Annotated in this window: 22 protein-coding genes and 1 pseudogene; 5 read left to right on the forward strand and 18 right to left on the reverse strand. The window is 57.1% G+C overall.

Features of this window, described 5'->3' with window-relative positions:
- Window positions 1-28 precede the first annotated feature (28 nt).
- The 12 genes from LU671_RS24045 to LU671_RS24100 form a co-directional block, all read right to left on the reverse strand.
- Window positions 29-820 (reverse strand): SDR family NAD(P)-dependent oxidoreductase, encoded by a 792-nt coding sequence (locus tag LU671_RS24045; protein WP_203647217.1) that lies wholly within the window; start codon window positions 818-820, stop codon window positions 29-31.
- Window positions 817-2,586 (reverse strand): FAD-dependent oxidoreductase, encoded by a 1,770-nt coding sequence (locus tag LU671_RS24050; RefSeq protein WP_203647219.1) that lies wholly within the window; start codon window positions 2,584-2,586, stop codon window positions 817-819. Before LU671_RS24050 ends, LU671_RS24045 begins: the two co-directional genes overlap by 4 nt.
- A gap of 57 nt (window positions 2,587-2,643) precedes the next feature.
- Window positions 2,644-4,062 carry a 3-deoxy-7-phosphoheptulonate synthase class II gene (locus LU671_RS24055; protein WP_203647221.1) on the reverse strand — a complete coding sequence of 473 codons (1,419 nt, stop codon included), beginning with the start codon at window positions 4,060-4,062 and terminating at the stop codon, window positions 2,644-2,646.
- Between the two features lie 41 nt (window positions 4,063-4,103).
- Window positions 4,104-4,703 carry a chorismate--pyruvate lyase family protein gene (locus LU671_RS24060; RefSeq protein WP_232857128.1) on the reverse strand — a complete coding sequence of 200 codons (600 nt, stop codon included), beginning with the start codon at window positions 4,701-4,703 and terminating at the stop codon, window positions 4,104-4,106.
- A 36-nt stretch (window positions 4,704-4,739) separates the two neighbouring features.
- A complete protein-coding gene (locus LU671_RS24065) occupies window positions 4,740-6,059 on the reverse strand; it encodes an FAD-dependent monooxygenase (RefSeq protein WP_332880093.1) in 1,320 nt (439 codons plus the stop codon).
- A gap of 284 nt (window positions 6,060-6,343) precedes the next feature.
- Window positions 6,344-7,267, reverse strand: a complete 924-nt coding sequence (locus tag LU671_RS24070) for a LysR substrate-binding domain-containing protein (RefSeq protein WP_203647229.1) — start codon at window positions 7,265-7,267, stop codon at window positions 6,344-6,346.
- A 155-nt stretch (window positions 7,268-7,422) separates the two neighbouring features.
- Window positions 7,423-8,367 carry an LLM class oxidoreductase gene (locus LU671_RS24075; RefSeq protein ID WP_203652672.1) on the reverse strand — a complete coding sequence of 315 codons (945 nt, stop codon included), beginning with the start codon at window positions 8,365-8,367 and terminating at the stop codon, window positions 7,423-7,425.
- A gap of 47 nt (window positions 8,368-8,414) precedes the next feature.
- Window positions 8,415-9,653, reverse strand: a complete 1,239-nt coding sequence (locus LU671_RS24080) for an MFS transporter (RefSeq protein ID WP_442964146.1) — start codon at window positions 9,651-9,653, stop codon at window positions 8,415-8,417.
- Window positions 9,654-10,109: 456 nt separating this feature from the next.
- Window positions 10,110-10,616: a HipA domain-containing protein gene (locus LU671_RS24085; protein WP_232857130.1), complete on the reverse strand. Its 507-nt coding sequence runs from the start codon at window positions 10,614-10,616 to the stop codon at window positions 10,110-10,112.
- Window positions 10,543-10,905: a HipA N-terminal domain-containing protein gene (locus LU671_RS24090; protein ID WP_232857131.1), complete on the reverse strand. Its 363-nt coding sequence runs from the start codon at window positions 10,903-10,905 to the stop codon at window positions 10,543-10,545. Before LU671_RS24090 ends, LU671_RS24085 begins: the two co-directional genes overlap by 74 nt.
- Window positions 10,906-10,907: 2 nt before the next feature.
- Window positions 10,908-11,168, reverse strand: coding sequence for a helix-turn-helix transcriptional regulator (locus LU671_RS24095; RefSeq protein ID WP_232857133.1), 261 nt, complete (start codon window positions 11,166-11,168; stop codon window positions 10,908-10,910).
- 121 nt (window positions 11,169-11,289) lie between these two features.
- The gene (locus LU671_RS24100) at window positions 11,290-11,511 is read right to left on the reverse strand and encodes a hypothetical protein (RefSeq protein ID WP_232857135.1); all 222 of its coding nucleotides are present in this window, start codon (window positions 11,509-11,511) and stop codon (window positions 11,290-11,292) included.
- A 281-nt stretch (window positions 11,512-11,792) separates the two neighbouring features.
- Between LU671_RS24100 and LU671_RS24105 the strand changes: the two genes are divergently transcribed.
- Both LU671_RS24105 and LU671_RS24110 read left to right on the forward strand, forming a co-directional pair.
- Window positions 11,793-12,356, forward strand: coding sequence for a hypothetical protein (locus LU671_RS24105; RefSeq protein WP_232857136.1), 564 nt, complete (start codon window positions 11,793-11,795; stop codon window positions 12,354-12,356).
- Window positions 12,353-12,742: a hypothetical protein gene (locus LU671_RS24110; RefSeq protein ID WP_232857137.1), complete on the forward strand. Its 390-nt coding sequence runs from the start codon at window positions 12,353-12,355 to the stop codon at window positions 12,740-12,742. The genes LU671_RS24105 and LU671_RS24110 overlap by 4 nt, the downstream gene beginning before the upstream one ends.
- Window positions 12,743-12,898: 156 nt before the next feature.
- On the opposite strand, the gene LU671_RS24115 is transcribed toward LU671_RS24110, so the two are convergent.
- Window positions 12,899-13,204 carry a DUF3077 domain-containing protein gene (locus LU671_RS24115; protein WP_232857138.1) on the reverse strand — a complete coding sequence of 102 codons (306 nt, stop codon included), beginning with the start codon at window positions 13,202-13,204 and terminating at the stop codon, window positions 12,899-12,901.
- 76 nt (window positions 13,205-13,280) lie between these two features.
- Window positions 13,281-13,517, reverse strand: a complete 237-nt coding sequence (locus LU671_RS24120) for a hypothetical protein (protein ID WP_028688843.1) — start codon at window positions 13,515-13,517, stop codon at window positions 13,281-13,283.
- Window positions 13,518-13,989: 472 nt separating this feature from the next.
- Between LU671_RS24120 and LU671_RS24125 the strand changes: the two genes are divergently transcribed.
- From LU671_RS24125 to LU671_RS24135, 3 genes are all read left to right on the forward strand, one after another.
- Window positions 13,990-15,081 carry an HNH endonuclease gene (locus tag LU671_RS24125; RefSeq protein ID WP_232857139.1) on the forward strand — a complete coding sequence of 364 codons (1,092 nt, stop codon included), beginning with the start codon at window positions 13,990-13,992 and terminating at the stop codon, window positions 15,079-15,081.
- Between the two features lie 339 nt (window positions 15,082-15,420).
- A complete protein-coding gene (locus LU671_RS24130) occupies window positions 15,421-16,206 on the forward strand; it encodes a class I SAM-dependent methyltransferase (RefSeq protein ID WP_232857140.1) in 786 nt (261 codons plus the stop codon).
- A 201-nt stretch (window positions 16,207-16,407) separates the two neighbouring features.
- A complete protein-coding gene (locus LU671_RS24135) occupies window positions 16,408-18,363 on the forward strand; it encodes an EndoU domain-containing protein (RefSeq protein WP_232857141.1) in 1,956 nt (651 codons plus the stop codon).
- Window positions 18,364-18,600: 237 nt separating this feature from the next.
- Here the strand turns inward: LU671_RS24135 and LU671_RS24140 are convergent.
- From LU671_RS24140 to LU671_RS24155, 4 genes and pseudogenes are all read right to left on the reverse strand, one after another.
- Window positions 18,601-18,815, reverse strand: a pseudogene (locus tag LU671_RS24140) (hypothetical protein).
- 246 nt (window positions 18,816-19,061) lie between these two features.
- The gene (locus LU671_RS24145; protein ID WP_232857142.1) at window positions 19,062-20,687 is read right to left on the reverse strand and encodes a DUF2326 domain-containing protein; all 1,626 of its coding nucleotides are present in this window, start codon (window positions 20,685-20,687) and stop codon (window positions 19,062-19,064) included.
- Window positions 20,681-20,902 carry an ABC-three component system middle component 7 gene (locus LU671_RS24150; protein WP_232857143.1) on the reverse strand — a complete coding sequence of 74 codons (222 nt, stop codon included), beginning with the start codon at window positions 20,900-20,902 and terminating at the stop codon, window positions 20,681-20,683. Before LU671_RS24150 ends, LU671_RS24145 begins: the two co-directional genes overlap by 7 nt.
- Window positions 20,899-21,657: an ABC-three component system protein gene (locus LU671_RS24155; RefSeq protein WP_232857144.1), complete on the reverse strand. Its 759-nt coding sequence runs from the start codon at window positions 21,655-21,657 to the stop codon at window positions 20,899-20,901. The genes LU671_RS24150 and LU671_RS24155 overlap by 4 nt, the downstream gene beginning before the upstream one ends.
- Between the last annotated feature and the right edge of the window lie 241 nt (window positions 21,658-21,898).

Here is a 21,898-nt window from a genome sequence, read left to right on the forward strand (position 1 = left end):
TGATTCGAGAGCTGCGACGGGAGCGCGATCAGAAGCAGGCGCGTACCACACCACCGTCCACGCGCAGGGCGGATCCATTGATCGAGGCGGCCTGCTCGCTGCAGACGAAGGCCACCGCCGAGCCGATCTCGGCCGGCTCCTGGAAGCGCTGGATCAGCGAGCTGGGGCGCAGGGTGCGGAAGTATTCCTCGGTGAAGGCTTCCAGGTTGCCGCCGCCCAGGCCCTGGACGAAATCGCGCACACCGTCGGTCAGGGTCGGTCCGGGCAGCACGGAGTTGACCGTGACACCGGTGGCGGCGCAGGTCTCGGCCAGGCCGCGGGCAATGGCCAGCTGGGCGGTCTTGGTCATGCCATAGTGGATCATTTCCCTGGGAATCTGGATGGCGCTTTCACTGCTGATGAACACGATCCGCCCCCAGTTGCGCTGCTTCATGCCGGCCAGGTACTGACGCGACAGACGCACTCCGCTTAGCACGTTGATGTCGAAGATCTCCTGCCATTGCTCGTCGCTGATCTCGTCGAACTCGGCGGCTCCGTACACCCCCAGGTTGTTGACCACGATGTCGACCTGAGGATGCGCCTGGTGCAGGCGCTGCACCGCATCGGCACGACTGAGGTCCGCAACGAACGGGATCAGTTCGGCCTGGTGCTCGCCGACGCGTTGGCGAAGGCCGGCAATGGCGGTATGCACGGCATCGGCGTCACGGCCATTGATGATCACGTTGACGCCTTCGGCATACAGTGCCTCGGCAATGGCCAGGCCGATGCCTTTGCTCGATCCGGAGACGACGGCCAGGCGGGGTTGACTGAACAGTTTCATGCAAGCTCCTTGTGCAGGTGTTCGTGAGTGCTGTGGGTGCGCGCCGTGGGCAGGAGTTGCTCGAGCACCTGCGCCAGTACCTGGCGCGGCGTCCCTTCGGCCTTGGCAGCCCAGGCGACATGGCCGTCCGGGCGGACCAGGGCCAGGTCGGTGTCGGTGAAGCCCACGCGGTTACGCAGGTCGAAGTAGATATCGTCGAAGCCGTCGGCTGCGCTCAGGCGCAGCCCGTGCAGGGGTATGCCGCGCGCTCGGGCCAGCTCGCCCGCCGCCTCGACCCAGGCACCTGCCTGACTGCCGGCAATCAGGGTGAAGCGGCCCTTGCCCAGCAGGGCCAGGGTCGACACGCGCTCGCCCCGACGCGTCACCCAGGCATGGGGGAAGCGTGCGCCGGCGACCACCTGCGAATGGTAGGCGCCCGCCAGCTCGTCGAGCGGTTCGGGCGGCGCGTCGGCCGCTTCGAGGATGGCGGCGGAGCGATAACGCAGATTGCTTTCGACGCCGAGACAGTTGAACTCGTAGTTCTTCTGCCAGATGGCCTGGGCCAGCCGCTCACGGACCTGAGCACCGCCGACGTCGTCAGCGAATACCGCCTGCAGGTCCAACTGCCCCTGCTGGCCGTCCGGCTCGAGCACCGCCAGCAGCTCACGGGTCTGACCGATGCTGCGGATCGCCCGGGTGACGATCTGGCGGCCGATCGGCGCACGCTCATCACTGTAGCTGTGAAGCAGGCGTGGAGCGGCGATGCCCTTGAGCACGTAAGCAAGCTTCCAGGCCAGGTTGTAGGCGTCCTGGATCGAGGTGTTCGAGCCCAGGCCGTTGTTCGGTGGATGCCGGTGCACCGAGTCGCCGGCACAGAACACCCGCCCGCTGGCGTACTCGGTGGCATAGGCGCGGTTGACGGTCCAGGTGGAAATCGAGCTGATGTCCGGCTCGACATCGTCGGTCCCCAGGACCTTGCGAATGATGTCCGCCGCTTCGGCATTGCCCAGGCGCGGGGCCGGCTGGTTGATGTCGTAGCTCCAGACGCACAGCCATTCATTCCACGGGCGCACCATGCGCAGCAGGCCGACCCCCAGCCCGCCGATACGGGCTTCCGGGTTGAGCATCCAGAAAAGGGCGCTGGGGCGGTGGGCGACGTAGCGGCTGAGGTCGGCCTTGAACAGGATGTTGATGCTGCCGGCCAGGCCCATCTCGCCGGACATCGGTAGCCCGATGGCTTCGGCCACACGACTGCGGCCGCCATCGGCACCGATCAGGTACTTGGCGCGAATGGCGAACTGCTCGCCGGTCAGGTGGTCGAGCACCTGGGCCGTGACGCCCTCCTCGTCCTGCTCGAGCGAGAGGAACTCGCTGCTGAAACGGATTTTCGCCCCGGCCTTGACCGCGTTGGCCACCAGCACCGGCTCCAGGAAATTCTGCGGGATATCGCAGATTTCGTGGGGGCTGGTGAGGCGGTATTCCGACAGACGCTCGGGGGCCGCGCCCCAGGAGCGGATGCGTCCGATCTCGCGTCCGGTCAGCGACTCGCAGAGGATGCTGTCACCAATCAGGTGATTGGGCACGGCATCGCGCAGTGCTTCCTCGACCACTCCGGCGTCGTCGAGGATCTCCATGGTGCGCTGGTTCATGATGTGCGCGCGTGGGGTGTCGGCCAGCCAGGGGTATTTGGTCACCACCAAGGTCTGGATACCGTGGCGGGCGAGAAACAGCGCGGCCGAGGCGCCGGCCGGGCCGCTGCCGATGACGAGGACTTCGGTTTCAATCATGGTCTCTTCCTTGAACATGTGGGCACTGCCCGCACGCGACAGGCTTCAGGGGCGTGGTCAAGCGAACTTCTGTGCCAGGCGCAGGGCCAGTTCCAGCGATTGCTCACGATTCAGGCGTGGATCCACGCTGCTGCGGTAGTTGCGCGGTAGGTCGGCTTCGGTGAGGTTGCCCGCGCCGCCCAGGCATTCGGTGACGGCTTCGCCGGACATCTCCAGATGCACGCCACCCAGGTGACTGCCGTGGGCGGCATGCAACTCGGCGGCCTGTTCCAGCTCGGCGAGAATGTGCTCGAAGTAGCGGGTCTTGTAGCCGTTGCCGAGACTGCAGGTATTGCCGTGCATCGGGTCACACACCCACAACACGCGACGTCCCTCGCGACGCACCGCGTCGATCAGCGCAGGCAAGGCGTTGCCAATGGTTTGTGCGCCCATGCGGGTGATCAGGGTGAGACGGCCAGGTTCGTCGTCCGGATTGAGGCGTTCGATCAGGCGTAGCAACTGGTCGCTGCCGGTTGCCGGCCCAACCTTGACCGCGATCGGGTTTTCGATGCCGCGCAGGTATTCGACATGGGCCCCCTCGAGGTCGGCGGTACGCACACCGATCCACGGGAAGTGGGTCGACAGGTTGAACCAGCCATGATGGGACGGCACGTAGTGCGTCAGTGCCTGTTCATAGGGCAGCAGCAGGGCTTCATGGGAGATATGCAGGTGCGCCGATGGCTCGCTGCCGCCACCCTCCTGGCGCAAGGCCTCGAGCAGTTGCAAGGCTTCGCGCAGGGAGCCCAGCAAGCGTTCCTGGGCATCGGCCCGGGGGCTCTGGCGCAGCCAGTCGAAGGCCCAGCGCGACGGCTGGTACAGGTCGGCAAAGCCTTTGCGCATCAGCGCGCGGGCCAGGTTCAGGGTCAGTGCCGAGCGGGCATGAGCCTGCAGCATGCGCTGCGGATCGGGTTCGCGCGCACTGGCTTCGAAACGGTGCCCGTTGACGATATCGCCGCGGTACACCGGCAGTTCGACGCCATCGATGCATTCGCTGTCGGCCGAGCGTGGCTTGGCATATTGGCCTGCCAGACGCCCGACACGGATGATCGGGCGACGCAGGCCATGGGTCAGCAGCAGCCCCATTTGCTCCATATGTTCCAGGCGCGTGTGTATCGCCGCGCCGGTGCAGTCCTCGAAGCGTTCGGCACAATCGCCGCCTTGCAGCAGGAACAGCTTGCCTTCCTGGGCTCGCGCCAGCGCCTGCTTGAGCTGGACCACTTCCTCGGCCATGACCAGCGCCGGCTGCCGGGCGAGCTCCTCCAGGGCCTGCTCCATGGCCTGGCGGTCGGCATAGCGGGGTTGCTGCAGGGCGACCCGTTGTTGCCACGACGCCGGTGACCAGTCGGGATCACGGCGTGGTTCAGCGATATCGGCAGTGAACGGCACCGTTGCGCTGCGCGAAGGAGGAACAGCGTCTTGCAGATTCAGAGAAACCATGGGGATCCTGCTCTCACGTTGGGTGGACGAAGGCACTGCACTCACAGATGTTGCGTCAGCGCTCCGGCAGGCCGGGCAAGGGGCCGTGCAGCGGGAGACGGGGCACGGCCCTCGTGGTGCCAGAAGCCTGACAGGAAGCACTCGGCAATCAGCAGCGGCGCGCCGTGACGGTGGAACAGCGAGCGTCGCGCCAGCCAAGGACCGCTGTCGTCAAGGCAGCGCGACAGCCTGCCCAAGGGCTCGTCCAGGGCCAGCACGCCCCATTCGAACGGCCCTCGGACGATGTCCGGGTCCTGATACAGCATCATGCCCAGAGGCTGGGAGCCGTAACCGTCAAGCACCGCCCAACCCTGGTCGAGGGCACCGAGCGGAGCGATGCTGCGCGCCAGCACACAGGGGCGTTGATCAAGGCGCATCAGCACCGTGCGCACCCACAGCGGGGTGCCGGCGGCGATGCCCAACGCCTGGGCATCGGCGACGCAGGCCTGGGTCGGGTACTGATCGATCAGCTCGAGGCGATATTGGCCCAGCGCCTTGAGGTGCAGGGTCAGCGAGCCGGGCAGGAACAGCCAGTGGCATTGTTCGGTGGAAAGCCAGGGCAAGGGCGCACGCTGCCACTGGGTGCACGAGTCGGTGTTCATCACTTGAATCCCTTCAAGAGGCGCGCAAGGCGGTGGTCAGGCGCAGGTAGTCCGTGGAGTGTTCGTCTGGGTCACGCTGGCATAGTCCGGCAAGGCCAGGCGGCGGGCTTCGGCAAAACTCATCAAGGCGTCGAAGTCGGCGAACGGCAGGCCATCGGCACGCCGGTCGGCCTCGTGGATCAGCGCGTCGGGCAGCTCTTGGCGGTCGCCGAGCACGATGGCCGAGGTCAGCGGTTTGCGCTGGGCCTCGTACTGCTGCAGGGCCTGCTCCAGTGAATCGCCGCTGGCCAGTGCCTCTGCCAAGCAGTGGGCATCGAGAATGGCCTGGCCGGCACCGTTGGAGCCCACCGGCACCATGGGGTGCGCGGCGTCGCCGATCAGGGTGATGCGCCCCACCGTCCAGCGTGGCAGCGGATCGCGGTCGGCCATCGGTGTCTGGATGATCGGCTGGTTGCTGCGCATGAGCAATTGCGGGATGTCCAGCCAGTCGAAACTGCGCGAAGCGAAGAAACGCGCCAGGTCCTCGAGGCGGTCGGGGGCGAACTCCGGGTCGTGCTCGAACAGCGCACGGTCCAGTTCGGCGACCCAGTTGATCAGTTGCTCGCCACGTTCGTTGACCTGGTCGCGAATGGGGTAGATCACCAGCTTGCCATGTGCTGGCACACCGATGCGCACCATGCTGGCACCGCTCAGGAACGGCGGCGCCACCGTCACCCCGCGCCACATGTGCACGGCCCGGTCGACCGGGGCCAGGTGCTCGCCGAACAGGCTGCGACAGACCTGCGAACGCACGCCGTCCGCACCGATCAGCGCACTGCAGTGCACCTGGACCAGGGGGGCCTGCGGCCCTTGGGAAAAGGTTGCGATCACACCCTGGTCATCCTGGACGACATCGCGCAGCGTGTGCCCGGTCAGCAGGAAGTCGGCGCCCAGGCGTTGGCGGGCGGCGTCCAGCAGGGTCTGCTGAAGCACCCCGCGGTGAATGGACAGCTGCGGCACCGAGTGACCGTTGCGCAGCCCCAGCGGCAGGCTGTGCAGGCGTTGGCCATATCGGTTGAAGAACACCATCTCCTGGGTGGTGACGGCATTTTCCTGCAACTTTTCCAACAAGCCAAGTTCGGCAAACACTTTCATCGCATAGGGCTGAAGGTTCAAACCTACGCCCAGCGGCTCAATGGTTTTTGCCGACTCGTAAACTTTTACCCGGAAGCCTTTTTTATGCAGTGAGAGTGCGAGCGTAAGCCCTGCTATCCCCGCGCCGACAATAATCATTTGATTCATGACGTGCTCTACGCGCTGTATGGAGTTTAAGTATTGAATTGTTCTATTTGTTCCCAGGAATCCTAGCATGTGCATTTTTTTATAATCAAGGCGTTGATTTCAGTTGTTTATTCCAGTGATTTTTGAATATTTTTCCACAATTTAGGCGTTTCCAGGCCGGCCGTTGCGGAAACGACAAAACTGTTTCAATTTTCAGGCAACAATTGGAAATACAACCAAATGAGAACGCAATGAGCAGCACACACACTCAATTGCAGGCGCGGGAAAAGTGACTGAAGAGTCAGCGATAACAGGCGGGCACAAAAAAGCCAGCGGCCTAACTTAAAGTTCTGGGCGCCGGCAGTAATGAAATAATTGAATTAATTATGATCGAGGAACAAGGGCGTCAAATGCCGGGAAAGAAAGCGCAGCATGATGTCGACCTTGGGCAGCAGTTGCCGACTGCGTGGCCAGATGAGGTGTACCGGCAGCCCGGGTGTCGAGAGGTGCGGCATGATTTCCACCAGATCACCGCGCTGCAGTTCGTCGCGGATCATCCAGGTCGCCAGCTGCGAAATGCCATAGCCGCCCTTCACCGCCTGCACCTGGGCCTCGCCGCTGCCGACGATGATCCTGCCATTCATGGTGCGCCGTTCGATCTGGCCATCGGGGCCACTGAACATCCAGGGGCTGACACTGCCATCGGCGCGGCCATACATCACGCAGTCGAACTGGTCGAGTTCATGTCCGTGCTGGATGTTCAGATGCTGGCGCAGGTACTGCGGCGCCCCGCAGAAGATCAGGCGCTCCTGGCCGATCTGCTGGTGCGCCAGCAAGTTCGACAGCTGGTCGACACTGCCAATGCGCACCGCCAGGTCGATCCCCTCCTCTATCACATCGACGAAGCGGTCGGTGAACGAGGCATGCAGGCGCAAGCGTGGATTGTGCTCGGTGAAGTTCAGCAGCAACGGCAGCACATGTTGCTTGCCGAAGGTCACCGGCACATCGATGCGCAGGCGTCCGGCCGGTTCCTGGCGCTCTGCGGCCAGGACCGTCTCGGCCTCCTCCAGCTCGGCCAGGATACGTGCGCAGGTGCGATAGAAGGCCTCGCCCGTGTCGGTCAGGGAAAGGCTGCGGGTCGTGCGCTCGAACAGTCGGGTGCCCAGCCGGCCTTCAAGGCGGGCAACCCCCTTGCTCACAGCCGAGGTCGAAAGGTTGAGTTGCGCGGCGGCGGCGGTGAAGCTGCCGGCGTCCGCAGTGGTGACGAAAACTTCGATGCCTTTGAGGTGCTCGGTAAGCCTCATTGAAAATCCTTTTACTGCCGCGCCCGCGATGGGCGCACACGCTTCATGCGTAGATTGCGAGGGGCTCGCCATCCGCCCTGCGAGGGCGGACAGCGTAGTGACGGCGGTCAGGGTAGCAGCAAGCGCAACAGGTCGAAACCGAACTGCCCTCCTCGTCAGGCGAACTGGGGCAGCACATGCTCGGCGAGTTCATCCAGAACCGCCTGTACAGGGCGTCGACTGATGCGCAGGTTCAGGGCGATGTGCGAAACGCCCTGCTCGCGCTGGCGCAGCCAGAGATCGAGCAGGGCCTGCCGTCCGCCACGCAGCCCCCGCCCCGCTCGCAAGGGTGCACCCGGGTCCTGCTCCAGATCGAAGAACGCGCCGTAGCCATACGGCTTGAACTGCCCCGGCTCCTGGCAGGCGCGCCATTGCTCGAGGACCCAGGGCAAGGCCTGGGCATCGCTCTGGTGCCAGATCCAGCCATCGGTGTGCTGGGCCAGCCAGGAAAGCTCCTGACCGCAGCGACCCACGGCCAACGTTGGCAACCTGCCAGTGACCGGTTTGGGGACCAGGTCCAGGGTGCCGTCCAGCGTGCCGTGGAAGTGCGAGTAATGCACCGGGTAGTCCTGGCTCACCACGCTCTGCAGCATCTGGTAGGCATCCCGGTAGCGCTCGGCACGCTGCTGGTAGTCCACGCCGAACGCCGGGTACTCGCTGGGTCGGTCGCCTGTGGACAAGCCCAGCAGGAAACGCCCTTGCAGCAGCTGGTCGACACTGCAGGCCTGCTTGGCGACCAGCAGCGGGTTGCGCAAGGCCAGGATGATCCCGGCAGTGCCAATGGCGATGCGCTGGGTATGCGCCGCCAGCCAGCCGGCATAGACCATCGGATCATGGACCTGGGCGACGTCCCCGAAATCCGGGTCGTGAAACGGCACGTCGCGCAACCAGATGGCGGAAAAGCCCAGGGCCTCGGCATGCTGAACCAGCTGCAGGTGCTGGCGCAGCGGCGGAACGGCACTGTCGGGATAGGCCTCCAGCGGCGCGATCAGGCCGAAGGTCAGTTGCCCCGGGCGGAACACCCGGGCATACGCAGGGTGAGCGGCCAACGCAGCGTCCATTCCAGGGTACGCCGGCGTGCCGTGGGCCGGCAGGGTGTGCGGCGCGGTCATCGGCGCAGCGTCCCGGCGCGCTCGAGGCCCGCATCGGTGGTGCGGCGCTCCTTGAACTGCACCAGCAGCAGGCAGATCACCGCGGCGGCCAGGGCAATCGTGGCGGCGATATAGCCGAGACTGGCCAGGCCGGTCTGCTCGATGCTGTAGCCCCCGATGATGGCACCCAGGCCGATGCCGGCGTTGGCGGCAGAGACGTTCAGGGTGCCGGCCAGGGCCTGGGCGTGGCTGGCGGCTTTCATCACGCGTACCTGGCACACCGGATACAGCGCGGTGTAGGCGATGCCCCAGACGGTCAGCGCCACCGCCAGGCCGACATACGAACCGGCCAGGGGAATGCTCATTGACATGCCTGCGGCCAGGATCAACACGAACACCGCCGTGGCGCCCAGCGGGTTGCGGTCGACGAAGTGGCCGCCCAGCCAGTTGCCGACCAGGCCGATGGCACCAAAGCCCATCAGCCACCAGCCCACTGCCACCGGCGCGATACCGGCCAGGCGTTCGAGCATGTCAGCCAGGTAGGTGTAGGCGGTGAACATGGCGGTAAACACCACCACCGAGAGCACGATGTTGCCGATGAAGCGGCCATCGCGCAGGATGCGCATCTGCTGGCCGATGCTGCTGCGCTCCGGACGGGCCAGGGTCGGCATGTACAGCGCCAGCAACAGCAGCATCAGCAGCGACAGCGCGGACAGCCCCCAGAACGCGCCACGCCAGCCGATCAGGTTGGCGAACACCGTGCCCAGCGGGATACCGAACAGCGTGGCCGCAGCGATGCCCAGGTAGACCTGGGCGACGGCGCGACCGGCCCGATCGGGGCCAACCAGTTGGCTGGCCGTTTCACTGGCCGTGCCCCAGAACACCGGCAACAGCAGTGCCGGGATGAACCGGGCAATGCACAGCACCCAGATGTTCGGTGCCACGGCCGCCAGGGCGTTGGAGGCGGCGAAAATCAGCATGATCACCATGAACAGCCGCTTGCGCTCGAAATGGGCCAGGGCGGCAGTCAGGGGCGGGCCGAACAGCATCACGGTAAAGGCGAACAGCGTCACCAACTGGCCGGCGGCGGAAATGGAAATGTCCAGGTCCCGAGCGAGTGCCGGCAGCAGCCCGATGATCAGAAATTCGGTGGTGACGATCACGAAGGCGGCGATGGCCAGCAGCGTGATAGAGAAGGCGCTGTGTCGCGACCCCGAAGCGGACGTGGGAGACGTAGTGGCGTGTGTCATGGCAATGCGATCCAGGCAAGGTAGATCGCGCTAGTCTAGGAAAGCAAAAAATTCCTATCTCGGGTAATTATTCCGCTGATTGTTTCCCCAATTTCCACAATCTCCCTTGCCCTTGTGCAAACCTGAGCCACGCAGCACTTGCTGACCGATCACCCCAGCCAAAGCCGAACAGGGCGGCCATCCTGAGGCGGTATCAGACGCTGTTCGCTTGGCGCCGGCGTTGTCGGCGGCACAGGCGACGACTCAGTTCCGCATCAGATATCTCGATGGGCCACTGGAGCCCACTTGCTGCAAAACGGTACAGGTAGTCTCCCGCACTTGAATGATGTTCGCTGGGTTGTCCAGCAACTATCGCGGTGCCCGGCTGCGCCGGGTGCTGGAATAGGAGCAGGTGGATTGCACTAGGGGGAGCATGATCTTTCGCAATGCGCCTGAAGCCTCACCCGGCAACCCCGAGCGGCATCACCTTTTGCCCAGCAATTCAGAACGGCCAATCACCTCACCGCTGCGTTCGGGCCTGCCCGGCCCAGAAAAGCCAGCGCCCGCAATAGCGGCATCCAAACCTCGAAAATGTGGAGCCGCTTTCGGGCTGCGCAAGGCTTCCATGCCGACGTTCCAGGCATGCACCATGTTCTTGGCAACCTCACGCCACGCAGGTTCGTTTTTCGACGCTTCGATGACTTCCTTTGCAACCTCCACGGCAGACTCGCAAAGCTGCTCGATCATCGCCGCGTACTGCCGTGGCGAGATGCTCAGAACACCTTTGAAAAATGACTCCAGTGAGCGCCCAGGTGTCCAGGTCTGCCTTCCACCAACGGAGAGTCCAGGCGGATTGTTGGCGAAGCGAAGGTAGGCTTGCGTGGTAACCAGATCAAAGACTGGCGTGAATGCCACATCAGTCAGCGAGGTGTAAAGCAGCGCAATATTCTTCGAGTGGCAGTCCGCATTGGGCACCACATAGTTGGTCAATAGCTGCCAGCCACGTACCCCCCACCAAGCCCAGCATCGACAGATCGGTACCATCGAGCAGCGGGCCGAACGCTTCGCGGATGACGTTCAGCAAATACCCTTCAGGAAGGTTCTGCCGGAAGAAAGGAAACAAATCACGGGGCCAGCGCCAAGGCGCTTCACGAACAGGCAGGGCCAAGCTGACAAAGTCCTCCCGGGCTGTTCCGGGAAGATAGTGCAGTACATATTCGTCACGGTCCCGATAAAGCTTGGCCACGTGCCTTGAACGGACATGGACGTCAAGGATCATGGTCAAGCAACCCCAGACCGTTGGTCCTTGAGGATGTCCTCGACCGTACGTGCGTGACCAGCCTTCACCAGCTTCAAGTCATAGCCTGCGGCTTCCAGGAGCCGGACAAGCGCCAAGACACTCATATCCCCCTTGGCCAGGGTCTCCATCCTCGCCACTGTGGAACGGGAAACACCCGCGCGGCTGGCCAACGCATCTTGGCTTAGCTTTGCTTCACGCCGGACGGTTTTAAGCATTTCAGCGACATCATAGAGAGAGGACATTTGTAGCTCCGGGCATCAAAAAGAAGCGTTTCTCCGAATGATGTAGCCCTTGAGCCACATAGCGACAACCTCTCATCCAGATAGCTTTGTGTCACATAGGCCACAAAATTTGTAGAGATCCTCACTTTAGTAGCTCAGGGGCCACAATATTAGAGAGACGCTCAAGATTAGCTTGCGCCCGGGCCCGAAGATGAGCCGTCCGATTCAGCAACGATGCCGGGATGGGCTGGATACGTTCCGGGTGCTCGGTAATGTCAGCGTGCACAAGCTCGAGAAAGGCTTTTTTAGCCTCCTGCGCTTCGTGCTCGGCTAGAAGAGCCACTTTCACCCTTGATTTGGACATGGTTTGCTCCTTAATCCAGCCCCTGCGACAACTGCCACCTGTGCGGTCTGACCAAGGGAATGTACAGCAGAATGAGTTGAGGGAAATGAGGCACAAGCCCACCGCTACATGTTTCAGAACGGGACTACATACCCATTGCCGATCGATCGGCACAGGCGCTTGCTCTAAACCGCACCTGAACGCCGCAGGCCTTTAGCCATTAGCACAACCGCCCTAATCGACCCTACTCACCCAGCGCTCGTATAGTCCCTTCTTGATTACAAAAACCAGGAAAGGACACCATGGGTCACAAACTTCCCCCCCTCTGCCAATGGCTGGCCATCCTGGCCCTCACCTGCAGCACCCCAGCCCTGGCCGCACCCGCCTCGGGCGACTACTGGATCATCTACGGCAAAGGCGAACGCCTGCACAACGAGGTCTACGTCGCCGATGCCGCCGGCATCGTGCAAAAGCCCGGTGGCGTGCAATCGGCCCAGGTCATGCAGCTGTTCGAAGACCCGGCCTTCCCGACCCTCGCCGCCTATGAAGTGCAGGTCAAATGCAAACAGCGCCAGATCCGCCTGGACAGCGCTCGGGCGATACGTCGCTTTGACGGTGCCGTGCGCGATGTGAAAACCAACGCCAAAGACTGGGTCGCACCAAAGGACTACTGGCTGCAGCGCACCTTCGCCTTCGTCTGCGCCCCCGACAACCGCGCGCGCAACCAGATGCTGTCGATCGGCAAGATGCCGGCGGCGAAGATGGTCGCCACCATCCAGGCCATGTTCATCCAGTTGATCGGCGTGCAGGCCAACAGCCAGGCGGTGCAGGAGCTGGACGACATGCTGGCGAACACCCCACGATGAACACGCGCCCTCTGCTGGTCCTTGGCCTGTTATTGCCTGCGCTGGCCGGCTGCATCCCGACCCTGCCGGAGCTGATGGCGGGCAACCAATGGCAAGGGCGCGACGCCAAGCAGGCCATCGACTTCTTCGGCCCGCCCATGCGCATGGAGCCGTTGCCCGGCGGCGCAGGGGTGCAGTTGGGCTGGTACCGCGATACCACCTACGTGCAAAAGGAGGTGGTCGGCAGCACCGCCGAGATGCAAGGCAACGTGATGGTCCATACCAACTACTGGGACGACGTGGCCCATCCTGGCGGCTGCACGATCCTGATGTCGGTGAACAAGGCGCGGCAGATCAACGACTTCTCCACCAAGGGCCGCTGTAACGGCGTGAACCTGGCGCCATAGCGGCTAGACGAAACGCGGGAGCAGGCCTGTGGGATCGGGCTTGTGGGCGCGGACTTGTAAGAGCGGACTTGTATAAGTGGACTCGTGGGAGCGGGCTTGCCCCGCGATAGCGCCCGCCCAGACAACCAAGCCCCCAGCCAGATACCCTCCCCCTACTCAGCCCCCCCGCCCAACCATCAACCCATGATTCACATCCTGGGCCAACGCCTTGGCCATGCCACTGAGGTAATGCACCGCCGTCAGCAGCGTTGGCAGATGATCAGTCTCCACCATCGCCAGATCACTGATCTTGTGCACCGCACACATCAGCACAGTCGCCTGCTCCACCGCATGGTCCAGCGGATGCCCCGCCACCACGCGGAACAGCGAGTCTTGAACACCCACCTCCGCACCTTCGCCGAAATACCCGACGCCGGTGGTGGCGAGTTTCTTGATGCGCGGGATCTGCAATTCCTTATCCATACCATTCCTCCTGCGGCCCCGCGAACGGCACGGGGCCTGATCGGTGAACATCCAGTGCGAGCCCAGGCTCGCCAGGTCAGTGCCGGGATTGCACGCGACTCAGCGCCACCTCCACCAAGGTGCGGGCGCTGTCGATTTCGTGCATGGCGGCGAGGGTCAGGACCTGGCCTGGCGGTTTGGCGTGCAGCAGGACGGTCTGCTGGCTGACGGTCAGGGCGCAGACGAGGTATTCGGAGATCTGGACCAGGAGGTCTTCGAGGGTGTGGGTGGTGTATTTGTCGTGCAGGGGTGGATCGGGGACTATTTTCAGCATGGTAGCGCTCCTATTTTCAAATGGAGCTACCGTTCTCTGCTGTCAAACAGAAAGGTGGCAGCTGTACGCGGGTTGACAGACCGGGAAAATAGGAAACCGGCGCACCGAAGTGCCCCACGTACAGCCACCATAGACGGCCATGCACGCGCGTTACTATCTTCCCGGTCTGTCAAAACCGGTCGCTGAATTGGCAGCGACTTGGCGAGACTAGATGGGTGATGCAGCGGCTGCAACGGGCTGTAAGGGGGTAGAAGTATGTTTCGGAAACGGACTACAGAGAAGAGGGAAAATCCGATTCCGTAGACTCTGGGCACGCCTGCTGCCACAACGAATATGAACCTGAAACGCATACGAACTCTCGCGCGGACGCCACGATCGCAGTGGCGCTTTGCCAGTTTTTCTTGAACCGTTTGATCACTTTGGCGACGATGGGGAAATTTCCTACAGACATCGGCGACAAAGGGCAGCGCACGTGGCGATCAAAGCTGTATCGAAGGAACGTATTGACGAGGCTTTGCTGGAATTTGACCGCGATTTTAGAGGAAAACGAGAGTGGCTTGGTTGGGAGACAAACCTGGCCCACCGCTACGCGATTGCTGTAGGGGGTACATCGTACCCAGCAAAGAAAATAGTCTCCTTAGCTACCGGCATCGCAGTTAGCCAGTTCCCGGGCGGACACCTCACAAACCGCTATTTAGAAAAGCGTGGATTTACCATTATCGAGCTACAGAGCACTGGACTAGAACCAGTCCTGCAGTTCGAGCCTGGGACCATTTACGATCGCGTGAGTGAAATCAACGGACCATTCGGGGGTAGCCGGCAGAGCGGCATAGCGGCATCCGCTACCCACCCGGCGATTTTCTTGTTTACTGGCGATAGTGGCGAGCAATACGGCTATGCCGACCGCTGGGACAACGGTGCGTTTCTCTACACCGGTGAAGGACAGCGTGGGCCTATGACATTGAACCGTGGCAACAGAGCTGTCGCTGAGCATGCTGAGACAGGTCGTGCGCTTCATCTGTTCAAGTCGTTCGGCAAAGGAAAAGGTAATCGCTACATAGGTGAGTTCTGCTGCGCCGATGTCTTTGAACGAACCCAGCCGGATGTTGATGGCGAGGATCGTACTGCTCTTGTATTCAGATTGGTGCCTGTGGGCAGTCCAGAGCTGAGTGTCGAAACTGAGCCGGAGACAGAGGTTGAACTCGCAGATTCGTTATCTGCGGCTCGAATAGCTGCTCTGGCTGCCTGTAAGCCGGTAACGAATGCAATGGACCAATCAGCGCAGCGTAAAATTTACCAACGCAGTCGAAAGGTCGCTCACTACGTTCTCATGCGTGCCAAAGGCTTCTGTGAAAGCTGTGACAAGCCAGCTCCCTTTTTTAAGAAAGATGGAACCCCATACCTGGAACCGCATCATGTAAATCGGCTCTCCGACGGAGGCCTAGACCACCCTCGATACGTAGGGGCTGTCTGCCCGTCCTGCCATCGCGAGATTCACTCAGGCATAAATGGCGTGTCGCTCAACGATCAGTTGAAGCAGCGACTTATAGCAATCGAAGGCTGAGTTTAATCTGTCAAACTGAAATGCCCCTAGATTCGGAGACACCCTCAAATGGTAGCTTCGGGTCGAAAGCAGCCACTCGTGAACGGCTGCTTCCGACCCATAGCGGCCATTCGCGGAAAGCAGCTACCGGCCATCAGTAGCCACTCGATTTATCTCTATGAGCGTAGAGCTGGTTAAGCGTGACAATTTTATTCTCGCTCATTCGGAGTTCGGGGTGAAATTGCTCATCATCCGCTCATAGTCAGAGTCGGATTTTGATCTGGCCAAAAAGGTGGTGCCATGCCATTATTTTGGTGTGATGTGGATTCGATAAACTTTTAGACTTTAAACAGGGATGGTATGAGTAAATTATTTAGTGCCCTCGGCACTCCGATGACACAGGCCCAGTACGCTCAGGAGTGGAAAGTCGATGCTGAGCATATTTCGAATGATGGCCATCATTTTTGGATGGCAGAGCAGCTTGGGCCGCAGAATTTGGTAGTCGAAATTGGGTGCGGCGCTGGTGCAAGCACCTTGGCTTTGGCCAAGAAAAGTAGAGTTATATGTATTGAATCAAATCCGACCCTCGTAGAACTTTGCAAAGACAACCTTCTAGCGAATAATGTAAGCGTTCAAGTTGTATCAACCCCTGAGCTAACGGAAGCAACTAGCCAGGTAGTAATTGTTCACTGTGATATTTTTGACCTCTCAATTGAGCAGTATTTAAAAGCTATGAAACCAACGGCTATCGCTTGCTGGTTAATTGGCGCAGCTCCAGAAACCATTGCAAAAAATATAGATAAAGAGCTTGAAGACTTCACGGGCGCCGAAATGGCATTTTACCGAAAAAAGGTGCACAGCAGAGCCTATAAGCTTGGCGCAAATATTCTTGAGCCCAAGGGTGTGATCCATATCGTAGACCGTATTGGCATTCGATCTTGGAATGAGAAAGACTTTGTAAGAATGGCCGTCGTAGAAATGCACAGCGAATTGGCAGGTGCTGGCTATTTAGTCGATAAAAATAATTCGTACCTGCGACGAACACCAAGGGGTGTGAGTCAGTCGTCTATTTCAATGGTGAGCGCAGATAGATTTAATGATGCCATTGAGGCGCTTTCATCCATGAAGTCTGTTCGTAGAGAATAGACGAACTTGATAAAATATGATGCAGCGGCAGTGCCACTGCCCTGCATCTTAGCATTTTAATCATATTTTCAGCGCGACGCGCATGAAATGAGCCTTATACGCCGTTTAGACAAATCGATCGATCGCTTGAGGTCTGAGGCAGAAGCCCGTCAGCGGTCATTATCGGCCAAATGCAGACTAAAGTGATTTTAAGGAAGCATTATGGATAATCCAATACTACTTGGCAAAGGTGGTGCTTATACCCTTCATTCGAGAGCATTCCGCCACATTATGGAAGGGGACTACAAACAAAAAGTTGACCGTCCATTAGCTGGCGGAAATCCTATTTTGAGCAGTGCCATTGCGGGCGGGTTACACACTTACTCTGCACTAATGGGTTTCCTGCGACACCATCCAAAAATTTCATCTCTAGATGCTTATGACCCTGAGATTAATGAAGACTGGTTTTACATTAGAGAGCTTCAAAACAAAGTACTGACCGTCAAGCTACCCAAAGAGCTTTTCGTAAGCAAGGCGGCAGACTTAACATTAATGCCTGAAAATTACTACAAATCCGGTTATCTGTGGAAAACTCTATTCCCAAAAGACTTCTCGGAAGAAGATATACTTAGTGCCATTGATCAGGCGCTTCGAAATGTAGAAACTCATGACTTCAATGCTCCTTCTGATCCCGATCAAGATTATCATATCATTGGTTATGCAAACGTCGAACATCCTATGACGGCTATGAGAATTCAAATCCAGTTACGGGGTAATGAAATACGATCAGCATTCCCCTCTTGGACACAGCCTTGGACTGGCAATAATGGGAAAGCATTCTCTCATGCTGACACTATTTCTTTTGTAATGGCGGAGTCAGTCGAACTAAGTAGTCGTGATCACTATAAGCTTAGCAAGATTTTCATGGGCAGTCGACCTACCTATGAAACGCTAAAGAGATTGACACCTGAGTTTACAGTTACAAGAACCATACCTAAAAAGGGCCAGCCCCATAATGAATGGCGTGAGTCGAGACTCAAAACGCTAAAAACCGTATCTCAGTCGCTGATCAAACCTGAGATCAGCAAAATCCAAAACTATCTATGCGATCACGTTATAACCAAGGAGTCGTCATTCCAGCAACAAGCCCTATATGCTTCCAAAATACCATATTCAGGCACCCCCCTCGATTTCAATGCCTGCCAGATTTCCCAGAACGTATATGAATGCTTCTACGTTCTATTGCATTATGACCTCTACCGAGGGACGGATTACTTCTTAAAGTGCATGCATCGCTTCCTCAAAGCTTCGATAATTCATACTGGCGGAATTCATCTATTCGAGCTCAAGCGTTTGCATAAACTTTTTATGGAAGGCGTGTCTCTCCATCACGACAAAAGCTCTGTTGCATTATTCATAGAGTTGCTAGCAAGCTCACCTTCTAGAGCAGCCTCCTACCAGGAATTCAATGTTAATACGTACGTCAAGGGACATGACGAGCGTAGTATGATGCTAATTGGATTGAGCGGCGTCACCCTGCCGATAACCAGCTCAATACTAATTGACTTTGTTTCGCTCAACCTTGGCGAGAACTACCTGTTTTCGTTCAGAGAAGAAGATCGCATTGAGATATCTAAAAGAATCATATTCAGTCAGACGCCTGCGAATTATATAGATGATGCTCTTGGCTATTTCACTGGAGCCGATTTCGACTTTTTCTCCTATCATCTCACGTCGCTTTTGTCGCTAGATAATAAAAACCCTGTGCCAGACAAAGCATTGGAGCGAATTGTTAGAGATTATCACAGAATGCTTGTGATTTACAGGCAGCGATTGGTCATGGATAACCCGACAGCATATTCATCTAATCCTTATGATCTTGAGTTCATGTCCCCTGAGTTTTGCGACCTCGTTATTACCCAGCACAAAAGAAAGTTTGTAATTAGCAATCATAAAGGCTTTCTTGATGAGATAATCAAGAATACTACCTCGGCAAAAATCTCCAAAATCTGCAACTACCTTCTCAGTGGTATAAGCAAAGAAGGAGTTCCAATGCCGCAATACATTCCCGATCACATCGAAAGCTGGATGAAAAATGATGCCTTCGTTAGAAAAGACAATTTTGATTTATCTATATTTGAAAGACCGCAAGCTGAGCCCATCGGAGGCATAACCTGAAACACTCTCGCTAATATCTTTGATCCAGTGGAAATGACAATTACTAGAGCAGCAGCCCGGAGGAATTTCTGGGTTTGACTGCTATTAGTACAGCGACCTGGGATCCTTCTGAGTCGCCCTGACTTCTTAAACGCAACGGGCAGGCGATCTTTGGCCATTTTTCTTGGTCGTCACCGACCGCTTCGGGTCGAAAGCAGACATTCGCAGAGCGCACACCATCTTCCGCGCAACTGCCAATCAGTGAGTGGTTCCGCCCCGCGACCAAAGCCTCTCATTTGAGAGTCAGTTACAACTTGGAACAGAGACTCAGCTATCAAGCGTAATCTTTCCACCTCTATGGCAGGCGCGCCAGTATCCTAAGCTTCGTGCTACCGGCGCGTTGCCTCAATTTCCTCAATTGCCTCGGTGTAGGCAAGATGATCGGCCGGCAAAATCTTAGACTGTTTGGGCATCAGTGCCTCGATGTCAGTGAATCGATTCAGACAGACTGCCGGCTTCCAGCAACTGGAAATTCACTACCGCGTAATAAAGTGAGTCGGCCAACACTCAAGGCTCGCCTCCCAAGGATTTGTGTTCTCCGGTTCGGGCAGCCCATGCGTTAAAGCGTTTCTCAAGCTCTTCACCGTGGGCAACCCAAAAGTCTGCATTCACCAATTGAGCTTCAGAGATTTTGCTCGGAGCCGTACACATTTGCGCTTTCAAATAGGTTGTGGCTTATTCTCAGGGCGACGCCAGTCTTTCGTATATAGAAGTTTGTCAGCATTCAAATGGATCACAGCGCAAGATTCTACAAGCGTCTGGGCTGATTCAGACTCTACAATTTCTCCATCAAGTGCGATGAAGCTTTGTTGCTTCAAAGCCCTATAGACATATAAAATGTTTTCGATCGCACGATTCTCCACGTTCTTGAACAATATGGAGTCATGTATCAAGAACGGAATACTCGTATACCTCAGCAGTGATGTGTCGAGCAGGATCAAGTTTGAGTACGCTTTGCCTGTACCGGTGTCTTTTGGGATCTCATAGCTGTATTTGTCGGGTTTGAGTGCGAGCACAGGGGAAGCGCGCTGTTCGCCATAGATGTAATTGACCAGTTTCTGAATGTCTATGTTTAGATTGCGTTCAATGCTTTCTAAAATTTCGACCTTTAACTCTTTTAGCCTATCTCTTATGTCCTTGATTTCTTTCGCGAGCGCAGTGAATTTCTCGTAAAGCTCATTTTCCTTGGTCAGTTTTGAAAGCGCGAGCGAAATATCGATGACCGAATCGACTATGTATGTAGGATTGCCAGAGTTCTTCAGCGCTTTTGCGATAGCTGCATTGCAGATAGCAATCTCCGCGTCTATGGCACCGATCTGTTCTAGCAGCTCCAGTTCCTTTTCCTTGATCTCCTTGCGCAGAATGCGAGTGAGCCCGTTATGGAAGGACTCAATGGTGTCCAGCTTTTCTAGATTAAGCGAAGGAATAATTTCAGCCAGTGGCTGAAAGCTACGCTTGGAAATTCGTTTATTATCTTCAAGATTGGCTCTTACTCGTTCGAGCTCGCTAGAGAGTGACATCTTGATCTCAAGAAGTTGGTTCTTCTCGGTTTTACTTTCAAGGACCGCTTCGTCGATCAGTTCGTTGATCGACATTGCCAAGCTAGATATCTCGCTGCGAATGGTGTCCAGGCGGTGCTCATGTGTCGTGATGTCTTCTTGATTCTTGGTATATTTAGACTTTGTAATTTTCGGAATAATGCTCTGTTTAGCAGCAGCATTCAACGACTTCTGTTCGTTCGAAAGCTTGTTCTGTCGAATAGAAAGATCTGCTAGAGGGCCGAAGCGGTTGAATACTTTGATCAGCCACTCGATGCATTGAGATCCGCTTTCTGCACTGAAGTTATGCAGGGGCCTACGTACGTCCAGGTTATCTCTACCCCATACACGCGTCATGAGAGAGACAACTGATCTGAAGGATAGTTCTTCAATCTCTGGTGTGTACTGGCGCTGCAAGAATTCCAGGTACTCCGAGGTGCTCCATTCCTTTATTTCACCGTTTTCACCATGAAGGTGGATCTGCGTCGGGGTACCTGTATTCCGCTCGAAAACGTACTCTTTGTCTAGGGTAAGTTTGAAAACGTAACTGTGATGACCTAGCGTCTCGTGTACATCTTTGCTATGGGTGATAAGCGTGTCGCCGCCGTATATAAAGTCGACGACTTTGAGCAGGGTGGATTTCCCGATGGAGTTGGAGTTTGCGCGATCACCAACTACAATATTCAACTTTTCCTTAAACGTGATCCGTTTGTCTGTGAACCACTCGCATTCAATATATGTCAACATCTGGAAACAGTCCCTGTCGTGAGATTCACTTGAATAACATCGCTCAGATGCAAGATTTCAATGGCGTAAAGAAAGAGCTCGATTGAACCAATAGATTGCGCTGTCTTTTTGTACAAATCGCCAAGTGAGATTGGCTCCACCACTGCAGCATATACTTTGTCAGCGTAACCCAAGGAGGAGTCTGCATAGGAAATAAATTTATTTGGCGTGATCATTCAAATATCTCGCAGTTCTGAATAAAGAAAGATGCGATTATTTCCGAAGCTTCCTCTGACTCTGAACCGGAGCGATGCCGTATCCACTCAACAATATTTTTGAAAATAGCCTGCTGACTTTGAGTCTCTTTTTTTTGCAGTAGATAGTAGGTTTTAACCTGCATGGAAATCATTGTTGAAGTGTCAGGGAATTCAGCCTCGACAAGCTGGAGCTTTTTTCGGACAAACGAAAAATAGTTACTGACATTCTCTTTTATTCGGTTCCTGGTTAGGCGACTCATGGTATCGTTGATCTTTGAACTAAGCTCTTTTGGCTCGAGGCTCAGTTCAATGTCTTCGTCAGAAACCTGTTCCAGCGCGTCGATTATCTTCGAGATCTCACTCTCGATCATGTATTCGTCCCTTAGCTTCGACTGACGGTTTCGCTCCATGATCGTTTGTTTGAGTGCGACCATATCTCGGTAGCTTTGAACAGTCCGAGGGTTGTCAAATTCGATGTGGCACAAGTTGCATAATGCAATCAGGTTATCCGGATTATCGACGTCTGCGTGGAGCCTGTACTCGTTTTTAAGCAGCTCTAGCTCATGGGGCTTTGGGTTTAGAGGGTAGATATGAGCAAGCTGATAGCGTTTGTTAGAAGTATTAGCTTTCTCATACATAAGCGAGGTGTGGCACTTAGGGCACTTGGCCGAGACCTCGCCCACCAACATAATGTTAATGTTTTCCGAGAAGCTTTTTCGTTTGTTTGAGGGCATGCTCTGTTCCTTGAGGGCGGGCGAGCAAAATAAGCTTGGGGGAATGATAGCGTAATGAAATCAAAGCTAATAGTACCTGTTCGCTCATGATCAGCGAAGCTCAACCTTCCCATAAACCCGACGTGCTGGAGCCCCTGCAGGCATCCTGAGACAAGCCACTAAACTTTGGGAGTCTGGCCTACCCAGGGATCGGCTGCAGAGCGGGCAGGAGTCACCGCCTAAAATGTCGCTTGGATAGATG

This window comes from Pseudomonas sp. NMI760_13, assembly GCF_021283245.1.
Classification (GTDB): Bacteria; Pseudomonadota; Gammaproteobacteria; order Pseudomonadales; family Pseudomonadaceae; genus Aquipseudomonas; species Aquipseudomonas peradeniyensis.